At 74.0% G+C, this 13,479-nt stretch carries 11 protein-coding genes; 2 read left to right on the forward strand and 9 right to left on the reverse strand.

All coding sequences use genetic code 11. The features are described from left to right. Positions 1 to 606: IS5 family transposase (locus ACIGNX_RS24065; protein WP_396542941.1), on the forward strand; the 606-nt coding region annotated here is incomplete at its 5' end. A gap of 35 nt (positions 607 to 641) precedes the next feature. Here ACIGNX_RS24065 and ACIGNX_RS24070 read toward each other — a convergent pair. From ACIGNX_RS24070 to ACIGNX_RS24100, 7 genes are all read right to left on the reverse strand, one after another. After that, on the reverse strand, positions 642 to 1,406 hold the full coding sequence (locus ACIGNX_RS24070; protein WP_396542942.1) for an SGNH/GDSL hydrolase family protein: 765 nt from the start codon (positions 1,404 to 1,406) through the stop codon (positions 642 to 644). Positions 1,407 to 1,586: 180 nt separating this feature from the next. Next, a complete protein-coding gene (locus tag ACIGNX_RS24075) occupies positions 1,587 to 2,600 on the reverse strand; it encodes an N-acetylglucosamine kinase (protein ID WP_396542943.1) in 1,014 nt (337 codons plus the stop codon). Further along, complete coding sequence (locus ACIGNX_RS24080; RefSeq protein WP_396542944.1) at positions 2,579 to 3,850, reverse strand: 6-phospho-beta-glucosidase; 1,272 nt, start codon at positions 3,848 to 3,850, stop codon at positions 2,579 to 2,581. Before ACIGNX_RS24080 ends, ACIGNX_RS24075 begins: the two co-directional genes overlap by 22 nt. After that, entirely contained in the window at positions 3,847 to 4,692 is an 846-nt protein-coding gene (locus ACIGNX_RS24085) for a carbohydrate ABC transporter permease (RefSeq protein WP_396542945.1), read from the reverse strand. Before ACIGNX_RS24085 ends, ACIGNX_RS24080 begins: the two co-directional genes overlap by 4 nt. Continuing rightward, on the reverse strand, positions 4,689 to 5,669 hold the full coding sequence (locus tag ACIGNX_RS24090) for a carbohydrate ABC transporter permease (RefSeq protein ID WP_396542946.1): 981 nt from the start codon (positions 5,667 to 5,669) through the stop codon (positions 4,689 to 4,691). Before ACIGNX_RS24090 ends, ACIGNX_RS24085 begins: the two co-directional genes overlap by 4 nt. 4 nt (positions 5,670 to 5,673) lie before the next feature. Beyond that, on the reverse strand, positions 5,674 to 7,002 hold the full coding sequence (locus tag ACIGNX_RS24095; protein WP_396542947.1) for an extracellular solute-binding protein: 1,329 nt from the start codon (positions 7,000 to 7,002) through the stop codon (positions 5,674 to 5,676). Between the two features lie 10 nt (positions 7,003 to 7,012). Further along, positions 7,013 to 8,227 carry an ROK family transcriptional regulator gene (locus ACIGNX_RS24100; protein ID WP_396542948.1) on the reverse strand — a complete coding sequence of 405 codons (1,215 nt, stop codon included), beginning with the start codon at positions 8,225 to 8,227 and terminating at the stop codon, positions 7,013 to 7,015. A 122-nt stretch (positions 8,228 to 8,349) separates the two neighbouring features. Between ACIGNX_RS24100 and ACIGNX_RS24105 the strand changes: the two genes are divergently transcribed. Then, a complete protein-coding gene (locus ACIGNX_RS24105; RefSeq protein WP_396542949.1) occupies positions 8,350 to 8,985 on the forward strand; it encodes a DUF3159 domain-containing protein in 636 nt (211 codons plus the stop codon). A 198-nt stretch (positions 8,986 to 9,183) separates the two neighbouring features. On the opposite strand, the gene ACIGNX_RS24110 is transcribed toward ACIGNX_RS24105, so the two are convergent. Beyond that, positions 9,184 to 10,116 carry an N-acetylglucosamine kinase gene (locus ACIGNX_RS24110; protein WP_396542950.1) on the reverse strand — a complete coding sequence of 311 codons (933 nt, stop codon included), beginning with the start codon at positions 10,114 to 10,116 and terminating at the stop codon, positions 9,184 to 9,186. A 92-nt stretch (positions 10,117 to 10,208) separates the two neighbouring features. Beyond that, positions 10,209 to 13,412, reverse strand: coding sequence for a S8 family serine peptidase (locus tag ACIGNX_RS24115; protein ID WP_396542951.1), 3,204 nt, complete (start codon positions 13,410 to 13,412; stop codon positions 10,209 to 10,211). Positions 13,413 to 13,479: the final 67 nt, after the last annotated feature.

Genomic DNA, 13,479 nt, shown 5'->3' on the forward strand with positions numbered 1-13,479 from the left:
GCTGCGGGTGATGCGCCGCGGTCCGCGCCGGACACGGCCAGTGCGGGCACGCCTGCCGATCGGGACCGTGCCGCCCGCAGGCGTCGTCGCAGGGCGCGGGCTGCGGCGGCCGGGCTCGGCCGGTCCCGGGGCGGGCTGAGCAGCAAGGTCCACGCCGCGGTGGACGCCGCGGGGTTGCCGTTGGCGTTCGTGCTCACCCCCGGCCAGGCCGCGGACAGTCCGCAATTCCGGACGGTGCTGGACCGGATCCGGGTTCCCGGCCCGACCGGGCGGCCCCGCACCCGTCCGGACGCGGTGGCCGCGGACAAGGCGTACTCCTCCAAGGCCAACCGGGCCTACCTGCGCCGCCGCCGGATCACCGCGGTGATCCCGGAGAAGACCGACCAGCAGGCCAACCGCAGGAACAAGGGCTCCGCCGGAGGGCGGCCGGTATCCTTCGATCCCGTGCGCTACCGGCGGCGCAACACCGTCGAACGCTGCTTCCAGAAGATCAAGACATGGCGCGGCCTGGCCACCCGCTACGACAAGACACCGCAAAGCTACGAAGCAGGACTGCATCTACGAGGAGCGATCATGTGGCTGAAGACCCTGACCCCAACCACATGATCCGAACCCCAAACAGCTCCTAGGGCCCGCGACCGCTAGTCGCACACCGGCAGCAGCTCGGGCCGCTTGGGCGCCAACCCGTCGCCCATCGACTCGCCGCGCAACTGCCGCCCGATCCACGGCACGACGTGCTCCCGCGCCCACTTCAGGTCGTGCCGCCGCTGCGTCACCCAGTCCTCGCCGACCAGCGGCGGCCACGGGGTGTTCCACGCCTCGTCCGGCTCGAACCCCAGCACCTCGGCCGCCCGCAGCGCCACCCGCCGGTGCCCCTCGGGCGAGAGGTGCAGCCGGTCCGCGCTCCACGCCCGCCGGTCGTGCAGCACGGTCATCGACCACAGGTCGACCACCTTGCAGTGGTAGCGCTGCGCGACCGACCACAGGTGGGCGTTGTAGATCGCGATCTTCCCGCGCAACGAGCGCAGCAGCGGCGTGTGCTTCGGGTCGAACCCGGTGAAGATCAGCACCTCCGCGCCGGCCGCCCGCAGGTCGGCCACCGCGATCTCGTACACCTCGGCCAGCGCGTCGGCGTCGCTGCCGGGCACCAGGATGTCGTTGCCACCGCCGCACAGCGTGACCAGCTTCGGCTTCAGCGACGCGGCCAGCGGCACCTGCTCGTCGACGATCTCCTGGAGCATCTTGCCCCGGATGGCCAGGTTGGCGTACCGGAACCCGCGCTGCCTGGCCGAGATCATCGCGGCGAGCCGGTCGGCCCACCCCACGTAGGTGCCGTCGGGCGCCGGGTCGTCCATCCCCTCGGTGAAGCTGTCCCCCACTGCGACGAAGCTGTCGAGCCCTTCCATGCGTCCCTCCACATCCGCGCGGCACCCCCATGACCGCGCAGACCAGCATGCAACGCGACGTCCGCCCCGCGCCACCGCCGGTTGGCGACGCCGTTACCAAGGTGTCACCCATCGGCGCGAACCGGTGTCGGCAATGGGTGATTCACCGCGTTTGCCCGCCGGACGTGCGGCGCACATCACTCAGGACCGCGCCCCCACCGCCCGGTACCCCGCCCGCAACCGCGCCTCCGCCTCGGCCGACGCCCCGCCCGACACGGCGTCCAACCCCAGCAGCGCCGCGCCCACCACCGGCGGCACGTCCACCACCCGCACCCGCGCCCGCGGCGCGTCCACGCCCAACCGCCGCGCGACCGCGTCGACCACCACCTCACCCGTCCCGGTCAGCACCCCGCCCCCGAGCACCACGTCCACCGGCTCGGCCAGCAGCTCCAACCGCGTCAGCGACACCCGGGCCAGCAGCACGACCTCCTCCACCAGCCGGTCCACCACGGACCGCGCCACCGCGTCGCCTGCCGCCGCCACCTCGAACAGCAGCGGGCACAGGGCGTGCGGGTCGAACTCCACCTCGCCGAAGTGCAGCCGCCGCACGGCCTCGGCCAGCGTCGCCGTCCCGTAGTGGGCGGTCACCGCGTCCAGCAGCGCCGTCGGCTCGCCCCGCCCGTCCTCGGCCCGCACCGCCAGCCACAGCGCCTCCGACCCGAGGTGCCCGCCGCCGCCCCAGTCGCCGGAGATCCGGCCCAGCGCGGGGAACCGGTGCGTGCGCCCGTCCGGCGCGACGGCGACGCAGTTGATCCCGGCGCCGCACACCACGGCCACCCCGATCCCGTCCGCGGTGCCGGCCCGGAGCAGCGCGAAGGTGTCGTTGCCGACCACCGTCGTCGCCGACCAGCCGAGCGCCGAGATGGCCTCGCGCAGGTCCTCCTCCTCTTCGGGCAGGTCGGCCCCGGCCAGGTAGGCGGCGGTGTGCGCGGCGACGGGCCCGCCCCCCGCCACCCCCGCCCGCCGGGCCGCCTCGCGCACCAGCCCGTCGAACACCTCCAGGCTGCGCGCGAGGCCGACGTTCTGCGGGGAGGCGCCGGGCCCGAGCACGCGCGCCAGCACCCGCCCCGCCACGTCGACCAGCGCCACGGCGGTCTTGCTGTTGCCGCCGTCGATGGCGAGCACCCGGTCGGTCACGCCGATCCCCTCGCCCACGGCAGGAAGTCGGCGTTGCGCGCCAGCAGCTCGTCGGCGAGCCGCTCGGCCGGCGCGTGCTGCCCGATCAGCGGGTGCGCCAGCAGCGCGTCGGCCACCCGGTCGCGCCCGCCGCGCACCGCCGCGTCCAGCGCCAGGTGCTCGTAGGCCGTGACGTGCGCGATCAGCCCCGAGATCGTCGGCGGCACGGGGGGCACGGGCAGCGGTGTCGCGCCGCCGCCGTCCACCACCGCCGGCACCTCGATCACGGCGTCCGCGGGCAGGAACGGCAGCGTGCCGCCGTTGCGGACGTTCACGACGTGCTGCTCCGCGCCCGCGCCGCCGGTCAACGCGTGCACGAGCCGCACGGCCGCCTCCGAGTAGTACGCGCCGCCGCGCTGCGCGAGCTGTTCCGGCTTCGTCACCACGGACTCGTCCGCGTACAGGTCCAGCAGTTCCTTCTCCACGCCCGCCACGACCTCGGCGCGCGGCGGCGCGCTCTGCTGCTCGCGCACCACCTCGTCGTGGTCGTAGAAGTACTTGAGGTAGTACGACGGCACCATGCCCAACCGCCGCATCAGCGCCGCGGGCAGCCCGATGTGCCCGCTCACCGCGTCACCGTGCCGGTCCAGCAGCTCCGGCAGCCGGTCCACCCCGTCCACGAACACGCCGGTCTCCCAGCTCAGGTGGTTGAGCCCGACGTGCTCCAGCCGCACGGACCCCGGCTCGACCCCCAGCAGCGCCGAAGTCCAGCGCTGGAACGTGATGGCCACGTTGCACAGGCCGACCGCCCGGTGCCCCTCCTCGAGCAGCGCCCGGGTGACGATCCCGACCGGGTTGGTGAAGTTCACGATCCAGGTGTCGTCGCCGGCGACCTCCCGCACCCGCCGGGCGATGTCCAGCACCACGGGCACGGTCCGCAGCGCCTTGGCCAGCCCGCCCGCGCCCGTCGTCTCCTGCCCGACGCAGTCGCACGCCAGCGGGAACGTCTCGTCGACCGCCCGTGCCGCCTGGCCGCCCACCCGCAGCTGCAACAACACCGCCGACGCGCCGTCGACCCCGCGGTCCAGCGCCGTGGTGGTCGTCACCCGCGCGGAGTGCCCGGCGTGCTCCAGCATCCGCCGCGCGAACGCCCCGACGACCGCCAACCGCGACTCGTCGGGGTCGACCAGCGCGATCTCGTCCACGGCGAGGCCGGTGCGCCGCCCCGCGATCCCGTCGACCAGCTCCGGCGTGTAGGTCGACCCGCCACCGACAACGGTGAGCTTCACCCCTTGACCCCCGTGAATGTGATGCCCCGGACGAACGAGCGCTGCGCGAACGCGAACAGCACCACCGCCGGGACCATGATCAGCAACGTGACGGCCATGGCCAGGTTCCACTGCACGTGGTGCATGCCCTTGAAGCTCGACAGCGCCAGCGACAGCGTCCACCGGTCCGGCCTCTCGCTCGTGTAGAGCAGCGGTCCGAAGTAGTCGTTCCAGGTGTAGAGGAAGCAGAACAGCGCGGTCGCGGCGATGCCCGGCCGGGCCATCGGCACGACGACCCGCGCCAGCGCCTGGAACTCGCCGCACCCGTCCACCCGCGCCGCGTCCACGTAGGACTGCGGGATGGTGAGGATGAACTGGCGCAGCAGGAAGACGCTGAACGCGTCGAACAGGAAGTAGGGCGCGATCAGCGGCCACAGCGTGCCGGTCAGCCCGAGGCTCGACCACGTGTCGTACAGCGGCACGGCCACCACCTGCGGCGGCAGCATCATCGCGGCCACCACCAGCAGGAACGCGGTGTCGCGACCGCGCCAGCGCAGCTTGGCCAGCGCGTAGGCGGCCGGGATGGACGACAGCAGCATCCCGGCCGTCGCCAGCAGCGAGTACAGCATGCTGTTGCCCAGGTACCCCAGCAGCGGTGCCTTGTCGAAGACCTCCGCGAAGTTGTCCCAGTGCCACTCGCGCGGCCACAGGTCCTCCGTGAACGCCTGGCTGTCGGACATCACCGCCGTCAGCAGCACGAACACGATCGGCAGCGCGAACATCAGCGCCAGCGCCAGCCCGAGGCTGTGCACCGCCACCCAGTCGAGCGCCCGGCGCCACCGGATCGGCCTGGCCGCCGTCACGACGCCTCCTGGTGCGTCGCCCGGCGCATCCGCTGCACCAGCACCGCAGTGGCCGCGAAGGACACCGCGAACAGCACCGTCGCCATCGCCGCCGCGTACCCCATGTCGAAGTACCGGAAGCCCTGCGTGTAGAGCCACACCGGGAACGTCAGCGTGGAGTTCTCCGGGAACCCGAGCACCTTGGTCGACCCGGTGACGTCCGCCGAACCGCTGGCCGCCGACCCCGCCACCACGGCCTGCGTGAACAGCTGCAGCGCCAGGATGATCGAGTTCACCACCCCGAACGTCAGCACGGGCGCGATCGTCGGCAGCGTGACGTGCCACCACCGCCGCACCGGCCCCGCGCCGTCCAGCTCCGCGGCCTCGTACTGCTCCTGCGGCACGTCGAGGATCGCCGCCAGGATGATGATCATCAGGTCGCCGGACACCCACAGCACCACCGCCGCGATGCCCGGCTTGGCCCACACCGGGTCGGCGAACCACAGCGGCCCCTCGATCCCGAACCAGCCGAGCACGGCGTCCAGCGGGCCCTCGTTCGGCCGCAGGACCAGGAAGAACACCAGGGTCGCCGCGACCGGCGGCGCGAGGGACGGCAGGTAGCACAGCGTGCGGACCAGGCCCACGCCCGTCTTCAGCCGGGCGATCACCGACGCCACGCCCAGCGCGAACACCACGCGCGCGGCGGTCAGCACGACCACGAACCACAGCGTGTTGTAGACGGCCGTGCGGAACAGCTCGTCGGAGAACATGAACGCGTAGTTCTCCCAGCCGACCCACCGCGGCGGGTTGATCAGGTCGTACTCGGTGAACGAGAACCCGATCGTGGCGACCAGCGGGTAGCCGAAGAACAGGGCGAACCCGGTGATCGCGGGCGCGAGGAACGCGAGCACGGTCAGGCGGTGGCGGGTGCGGGCGCGGGACCGCCCCCTCGCGGGGGCGGTCGGCGCCACGTCCACGCGCGGCAGCGTGGCGGTCATCGCGTCACTTGCCGCTCTTCGCGATCCGGTCGTCGATCTGCCGGTCGACCTCGGCGAGGCCCGCCCGCAGGTCGGGCACCTTGCCGGCCTGCCACGAGGTGGCGAAGTCGCCGATCGCCTTGATGTGCGCGTCGCCGATGGGCGTGACCGGGTTGCCCTGGAGCTTGTCGGACGCGGCCAGGTCGATGAACGTCCGGAAGTTGTCGTCCACCTCCAGCCGCGGGTCGGCCAGGGCGGCCTTGGTGTGCGGGATGTTCTTGATCCCGTTGGCCAGGTCCACGATCGCCGTGGTGTCGAACGACAGGTGCTTGATCAGCTCCCAGGCCGCGCCGGGGTTCTTCGCGCCCTTCGGGATGCCCATGATCGTGCCCGCGGTGAAGCCGGTGCCGTACAGCTCGGGCTTGCTCGTCGGGAACGGCGCGGTGCCGAAGCGGACGTCCGGGGCCTGGTCCTGCAGGAACGCGGTCCGGTACTCGCCGTCGATCATCATGGCGATCTTGCGCTGGTGGAACGCGTGGTCGTTGGAGTACTGCTGGCCGAGGCCCGCGCGGAACCGCTCCAGGGCGTCGTGGCCGTAGAAGTCGACCAGCTCCTTCTGGAACCGGAGCATCTCCTCCCACTCCGGCGACGCCAGGCCCGACCTGCCGGCCGCGGTCTCCCACTTCGCGCCGAAGTGCGGCGCCCAGATCTGCGGGTTGTTGGCGTAGAACGGCATGCTGGGCAGGAAGCCCGCGACCTCGATCGAGCCGTCCGGTGCCCGCTTGGTGGTGCGCTTGGCGAAGTCCAGCAGCTCGGCCGTGGTCCTCGGTGGCGCGGTGATGCCCGCCTCGGCGAGCAGGTCCTTGTTGTAGTACAGCCCGTACACGTCGCTGAGCAGCGGCATCGCGCAGCGGGTGCCCTTGTACTCGGTGTAGGAGCGCACGGCGTCGGTGATCTGGCCGAGGTCGACGTCGTCGCGCTCCAGGTAGGGCTTGAGGTCCTGGAACGAGCCGCTGGAGCAGAACTGGCCGATGTTGTCGGTGGTGAACGACAGGGCCACGTCCGGCGGGTTGCCGCCGCGGATGCCCGCGGTGATCTTGTCGTCGTCCTGGCTGCCCTCGTGCCTGATCTCGGCGTTGGGGTACTTCGCCTTGAAGCTCTCCAGGGCCTTGGTGACCTCGTCCTGCTCGCGCCCGGAGTAGTTGCTCCAGACGGTCAGCGAGAACCGGTCGTCCCGGCCGGGCGCCGCCGCCGGTCCCGACTGCCCGGCCTGCCCGCCGGAGCCCGCCGCGCAAGCGGTGAGGGACACCGCGGCGGCCACGCACAACAACGCTGCGCGGTGGAGCTTGCGCATGTGCTCTCCTTCATGTCGACGTGCTCGACGCGGTCTGGTTCGGACCGCGGAAGGGCTCGGTCGTGGCGGCGGGCAGACCGAACACCTGTTCCCTGACCACCGACAGCGCCGCGTGCAGCGCGCCGGACCGGACCGGTTTCCCGGTCACCAGGGCGAGTCGGACGGGGGTGCGGGGCACCACCAGGCGGCGCAGCTCGGCGGCGACGAGGTCGGCGAGCGCGGTGCCGCCCGCCTGCGCGATCCCGCCGGAGAGCAGCACCAGTTCGGGGTCGAGGACGGCGACCACGTTCGCGACGCCGGTGGCGATGCGGCGGGCCAGGTCGGCCAGGAACTCCCGACCGGCCGGTCCCTCGCCCAGCGCCTTCTCCACGGCGGCCTGGCCCGTGCGGGCGGAGACGCCGTGCGCGCGGGCGAGCCGGGCGATGGCCGGGCTGTCGAGCAGGTCGCCGTACCGGCTGCCGGCGCGGTCGCCGCCCGTGTCGGCGTGCGCGTGGTCGGGGACGCGCATGGCGTCGATCTCGCCCGCGCCGCCGGTCGCGCCGCGCAGCAGCACGCCGTTGACGACGACGGCCGCGCCCACCGCGTCGGCGGGCCAGAGCAGGACGAAGTCCTTCACGCCCACGGCCCGGCCGGCGACCATCTCCTCCAGCGCGACCAGGTTGACGTCGTTCTCGACCGTCACGGAGGTGTCCAGCAGCGCGGCCAGCGCCTCGGGGATGTTCCGGTCCGCCCAGCCCGGCATGTGGGGTGCGTAGTTGAGGCGGCCCGTCGCCGGGTCCACCGCGCCGGGGCTGCCCACGACCACGTGGTGCAGGGCGTCGGTGGTGAGGCCGGCCTGCGCGGCGGCCTTCGTGACCGCGTCGCGGAACGCCTCCAGCACGTCGGTCCTCGGCATCGGCGCGCGGTGCTCGGTGAGCGTGGCGCCGGAGATGTCGGCGATGGCGATGTCGATCGCGTCGGGCGTGAGGTCGACGGCGGCGACGTGGGCCAGCGCGCCGTTGACCGTCCACAGCTGGGCGCGCGGGCCGCGTCCGCCGCCGCGCAGGCCGTTGCGCAGGACCGTGCCCTCGTCCTCCAGGCGGGTGAGGAGCTGCGCGGTGGCCGGTTTGGACAGTCCGATGATGCCTTCCAGCTCGGCCCTGGTGAGCGGTCCGTTGCGGAGCAACGCCTCGATGGCCGCGCGGTCGTTGATCTCGCGCAGCAGCCTCGGGCTCCCGGCTCGCATCGGCTCTCCTGTCTGTTAACTTTCCAGACGATTTCGGGAACGGTAGTGACGGGCCTCACGGGGGTCAATGCCCGAGACGGGTCCGTTACCTGGGTCGGGAGGCCCTCGGGCACTCTGGACGCATGACCGACACGCGTCAGGAGTCGCTGGCCTCACTGCTGGGCGGGCGGGGTGGTGCGCTGGACGCGTCGCTGCCGCCGCTGGCGTTCGTGCTGGGGTGGCTGCTGGGTGGGAACTCCGTCGCGGTCGGCGCGCTGGCGGCCGTCGTGTGCGGCGTGGTGGTGGGGGTGGTGCGGGTCGTTCGCGGTGGTCGGCCGCGGGCGCTGCTGGCGTCCGTCGCGCTGGTCGTGCTGGCGGCTTACGTGGCGCTGCGGACGGGGCGGGCGGAGGACTTCTTCCTCGTGCAGCTGTTCCTGAACGCGGCGTCGGCGTTGGTGTGGGCGGCGTCGATCGTGCTGCGGTGGCCGTTGCTGGGGGTGGTGGTGGGGGTGGTGACGGGTCAGAGGTTCCGCTGGCGGCGCGACCCGGACCTGCTCCGCGCGTACCGCTACGCGTCGTGGCCGTGGGTGGGCCAGTACCTGCTGCGCGTGCTGGTGTTCGGCGCCCTGTGGCTGGCCGGCGAGGTCGTGCTGCTGGGCGTCATGCGCGCCGCCCTGACCTGGCCGCTGCAACTCGCGTGCCTGGCCGTGAGCTGGTGGGTCCTCCGCCGAACCCTCCCACCCGACCACCCGGGCCTCCGCCACCCCCGCACCCCCTGACCCGTGTGTCGAACCCCCAGGTCTCGTGTGTCGAACCTTCGCGCCCCGTGTGTCGAACCTCCAGGACCCCCGAGTTCAACGTTCAGGACGGTCGGGCTCGGCGCCGCAGCTTCTGAGCGTTGAACTCGGGGGTCCTGAGCGTTCGACACACGAGACCTGAGCGTTCGACACACCAGGCTTGGAGGTTCGACACACGGGTCAGGTGGGGCGGGGGGCGGTGGGGCCCAGGAGTTTCGTGGCGGCCAGCCAGGCGGCGCCGGCGGCGCCGCCGGTGACGGCGGTGACCGGGGCCGCGGTGCGGGAGGCCAGTTCGCGCTTCAGGCGCGCGCCCAGGGGGTCGGCGTGGACCAGGCTGCCCACCAGCACGATCGGGGCGTGGTCGTCGGCCGGGCGGGCCGCCTGCGCCAGGTCCGCCAACGCCCGCACGGCGGCGGTGATGATCCGGTCCGCCGACGGCACGGCCGCGTGCGCCGTCACGAGCGGCGCGTAGGCCGCCAGGGCGATCGGCTCGGCCGCGTTCACCGCGGTGATCAACCGCCGCCGCCGGTCACGTCGGGGCAGGTCGCCGGGAACGCCCGCACGCGCCAGCACGGCCACCGCCAGGTCGTCCACCGCGTCGCGCTCCAACGCCACCAGCGCCGCCCGCACCGCCTCCCGACCCAGCCAGAACGCCGAACCCTCGTCACCCAGCAGCCACCCGTACCCGCCCACCGTCGACACCAGCTCGTGCTGCTCGATCCGCGCCGCGATCGACCCCGTCCCGGCCACCAGCACGGTCCCGTCCGGCGACGCCGTGCCGGTCGCGAACGCCGCCTCGCTGTCCGTGACGACCCGCAGTGGGCACCGCGGCCCGGCGTCGGCCCACGCCCGCTCGAACAGCGCCGCCACCGCCGGGTCGGTCAGCTTGCTCGACCCGGCCATGCCGAGCACGCCCGCCTCGACCTTCCCCGCGTCCAACCCGTCCAGCGCCGCCACCAACGCCCGCCGCACGTGCTCGGCGGCCACCTCCGGCGGGTGCGAGTTGGGGTTCGCCCCACCCGCCACCCCCGCGCCGAGCCGCGCGCCGTCCAGGTCGAGCACCAGCGCCCGGGTGCTGGTGCCGCCCGCGTCCAGACCAACCACGAAACCCATTCGCCCGAGTATGCCCAGCGCGGGCGAGGTCCGGCACGCCCAACCGGGTTGCGCCGGACCTCACCGCGCGGGAACGCCCCTCAGCCGACCCCTCAGCCGATCGGGACCAGCTGCGCCCGGCGGCCGGACGCGTTGTGGTGGTGCAGGAGCAGCAGGCTGCCCGCCGCCGCGCGCCGCACCCGCAGCACCGCACCCTCCTCCGCCGCGAACGTGACCCCGCCCTCGACCGCGAGCGCCGGCCGCAGCGGGTCGAACGTCATCGGCGTGTCGATCCGGTCCACGAACCCGTCGGCGTTGCCGGGAGCCGGGTAGCTGCCGGAGGTCACGACGGTGTACGTCACGGGCGCGCTGCCCGCCGCCGGGTCGATCCCCAGCGCGCTCAGCGCCACGGGCAGCACGACCACGTCGCTGTCCATCAGGTTGGTGTCCACGTCGCCGTACCGCCCGTTGAGCGGCTGCTCGTCGACGACCGCGCCGTCCGACACGCGCTCGGTCCGCGCCAGCCACACGTCCGCGGTCACGACGTCGCCGACCGACGGCTTCACGGCCCGCACGGTGTAGTCGGGCGTGCCGTCCCCGGTGGTGTCCAGCCGCACGGCGGGGCTGTTCGCGAGGCCGAGGGTCACCCAGTCGTGCCAGGTCACGACGCCGAACGCGAGCAGCCCCCCGGCCGAGGCCGCCCCGACGTAGCGCAGGTCGCCGCCCTTGGCGGAGCCGTTGACGGCGCACTCGGCCGGCACCTGGTCGTCACCGCAGTCGGGCAGCGGCGGGCTGGAGCCCTGCAGCTCGAACGCGCTGACCAGCGACCGGTACGCCTCGTCGCCCTCGCCCTGGTCCAGCGCGCGCCCGTCGAGCCGCACCGACCCGTCGCCGAGGTCGACGGCCGTCAGGTCCGACACCGGTTTCGGGGCCGCGTACACCGGCACCCGCAGCACCCGCCCGCCGGAGCGCACGAGCAGCCGCCCGGACGCCTCGGCGAGGAACTGCCGCGCCACGCCCGCCTGCACCTTCACGACCGTCGGGTCGGCGACCTTGCGCAGCTCCCCCGGGGTGACGGTCAGCTCCACCTCGACCGTCCCGGTCCCGCCGGGCGGCAGGGCGAGCACGGCCGGCCGCACGTCGATCCGCGCGCCGGGCACGGTGGTCGCGTCGTCGTAGGTCACGCGCGCCGTGCGACCCCGCGGCGACTTGTTCACCACCTTCACGGTCTTGCGCGCGGTCAGCGGCTCACCGGCCTCGACCGGCCCGAACGACACGCCCACCGCGCCGGGGTCGTCGGCGACCATGGCCAGCAGGTCGGTGCCCACCGCGTCGAGCGCGTCGACCCGGCCCGCGCCGACGCGCATCGGGGCCTCGGGCGTGCCGGTGGTGTGGTCGTCGCCGTCGGTGACCTCGCCGCCCGCGGTGTTCATGATGGCGGCCTTGACCTCCTCGACCGTCCACTCCGGACGCGCCTCGCGCACGAGGGCCGCGATGCCCGCCACGTGCGGCGCGGCCATCGACGTGCCGCCCATGGTCACCGCGTCCGCGCCCGTGCCGAAGGCGGCGGAGGAGATCGTGTCGCCGGGCGCGGCGACGTCCGGCTTGGCCGCCGTCGCGCCGCGCGACCCGCGGGAGGACGAGGGCGTGATGGTGTCGGCCAACGTCGGCGTCATCGTCGGCACGGCGTTGCGCAGCGAGCCGAGCATCCGCACCCTGAGCGTGCCCTCGGCGAACGCGGGCCGCACGGCGTCGGTGGACGCGCGGGTGAACTGGAACACCGGGACGCCCGCGTTGCCGGCGATGCCCGCCTTGAAGTGGTCGCTGGTGGCGGGCAGCAGCACGCCCGCCGCGCCGGCCGCCTGGGCGTGGTCGGTGCGCGGGGTGGAGCCGCACGCCCGGGTCGCGTCGTCCTCGTCCCACTCCAGCCAGACGAACTTCCCGCGCAGGTCGTCGGCGATCGGCGCGCACCCGTCGGGGTTCTTCGGGTCGGACACCGGCACGACGGGCAGCTCCAGGTCCAGCGACGCGTAGCCGGGGTAGTTCTTGCTGTACTGCCCGGCCCGCCGGGTGCCGGCCGCCTCGACCCCGTCGAGCACCTCGTACGCGTCCCGCGCGTTCGCCACGGCCAGCGCCTCGGGCGCGTTGGCGGGCGAGCCGCCGACGTCGTAGAGGTCACCGCCGTTGCCGGCCGCCGCGACGACCACCACGCCGTGCTCCACGGCCTTGCGCACGAACAGGCCGTCGGGGTCGTCCTGGCCGCTGAAGTCGCCGCCCAGCGACAGGTTCACCACGTCGAGCCGGTCGGCGAGGTCGCCGTCGCCGTCCGGGTCCAGCGACCAGTCCAGCGCCTGGCCCACCAGGTCGGTGGAACCGGTGCAGCCGAACACCTTCAGCGCGTACAGCGAGGCCTTGGGCGCGACGCCGGGACCGACCCTGAGACCGGTCAGGGCCTCGGGCGTCAACGCCGGGTAGTCGCCGGTGAAGGTGGTGCCGTCGGCGTTCTCGCCGTACCCGGCGGCCGTGCCGGCGACGTGGGTGCCGTGGCCGTGGCAGTCCAGGGGGTTGGGGTCGGGCACGGGCACCGCGGTCTCGGGCTTGGTGGAGTCGTAGGCGTCGCCCGCGAAGTCGTGGCCGCCGACGACCTTGGCGGTGGGCGTCCACGGCGCGGTGCGGTCGACGGCCTGGTAGGCGGCGGTGGTGCCGGGGCCGCCGAAGTCGGCGTGGGTGTAGTCGATGCCGGTGTCGACGATCCCGATGCGCAGGCCCTCGCCGTACCGGCCGGTGTCGTGCCACACGCGCGCGGCCCGGGTGAGCTGGACCGCCCCGGCGTTGCGCACGGACTTCGGCACGGTCAGCCGCACGGACCGGACCTCGGGCAGCGCGGCCACCGCGCGCAGGCTCGCCGCGTCGGCGCTCACCACCAGGCCCGGCACGGCGTTGCGGGTCTCGGCGACCCGGCGGGTGGCCCCGTCCCGGCCGCGCAACGCCGTCAGCACCCGGTCGGCCTGCCCGTCGGCGCGCCGCCGGGCGGCCCGTGCCGCGGCGGCCGGGTCACCGCCGCGCGCCTTCTCGTCGCCGTACGCCCGGGCCGCCGGGGTGGCGGCCAGCTCGACGAACGCGGTGACGGGACCGGCGGCCCGGGCGAGGGTCGCGCCCACCCGCTCGGTCGACCCGCCGCGGGCGTGGTGGGCGCCGGTCGGCGGCAGCGGCCGGGCGGCCCGGTCGGTGCCGGTCGCGGTGCCGGTGCCGACGAGGAGCGTGCCGAGCAGTGCGGTGGCGGCGGCGGAGGCCCACACCGCGCGGTGGAGTGACATCGAGACCTTTCGTGAGTGGGATTCATCGGACCACTACCCGGACTACCTCTAGACGGAGTGGTCGAAG

It is taken from the genome of Actinosynnema sp. NPDC053489 (genome assembly GCF_044544865.1).
Classification (GTDB): domain Bacteria; phylum Actinomycetota; class Actinomycetes; order Mycobacteriales; family Pseudonocardiaceae; genus Actinosynnema.

Bases quoted from the DNA above. Each gene is read 5' to 3' on its own strand.
- ACIGNX_RS24095 (WP_396542947.1), bottom strand. From the start codon at position 7,002: ATGCGCAAGCTCCACCGCGCAGCGTTGTTGTGCGTGGCCGCCGCGGTG.
- ACIGNX_RS24100 (WP_396542948.1), bottom strand. From the start codon at position 8,227: ATGCGAGCCGGGAGCCCGAGGCTGCTGCGCGAGATCAACGACCGCGCG.
- ACIGNX_RS24115 (WP_396542951.1), bottom strand. From the start codon at position 13,412: ATGTCACTCCACCGCGCGGTGTGGGCCTCCGCCGCCGCCACCGCACTG.
- ACIGNX_RS24105 (WP_396542949.1), top strand. From the start codon at position 8,350: ATGACCGACACGCGTCAGGAGTCGCTGGCCTCACTGCTGGGCGGGCGG.
- ACIGNX_RS24110 (WP_396542950.1), bottom strand. From the start codon at position 10,116: ATGGGTTTCGTGGTTGGTCTGGACGCGGGCGGCACCAGCACCCGGGCG.
- ACIGNX_RS24070 (WP_396542942.1), bottom strand. From the start codon at position 1,406: ATGGAAGGGCTCGACAGCTTCGTCGCAGTGGGGGACAGCTTCACCGAG.
- ACIGNX_RS24090 (WP_396542946.1), bottom strand. From the start codon at position 5,669: ATGACCGCCACGCTGCCGCGCGTGGACGTGGCGCCGACCGCCCCCGCG.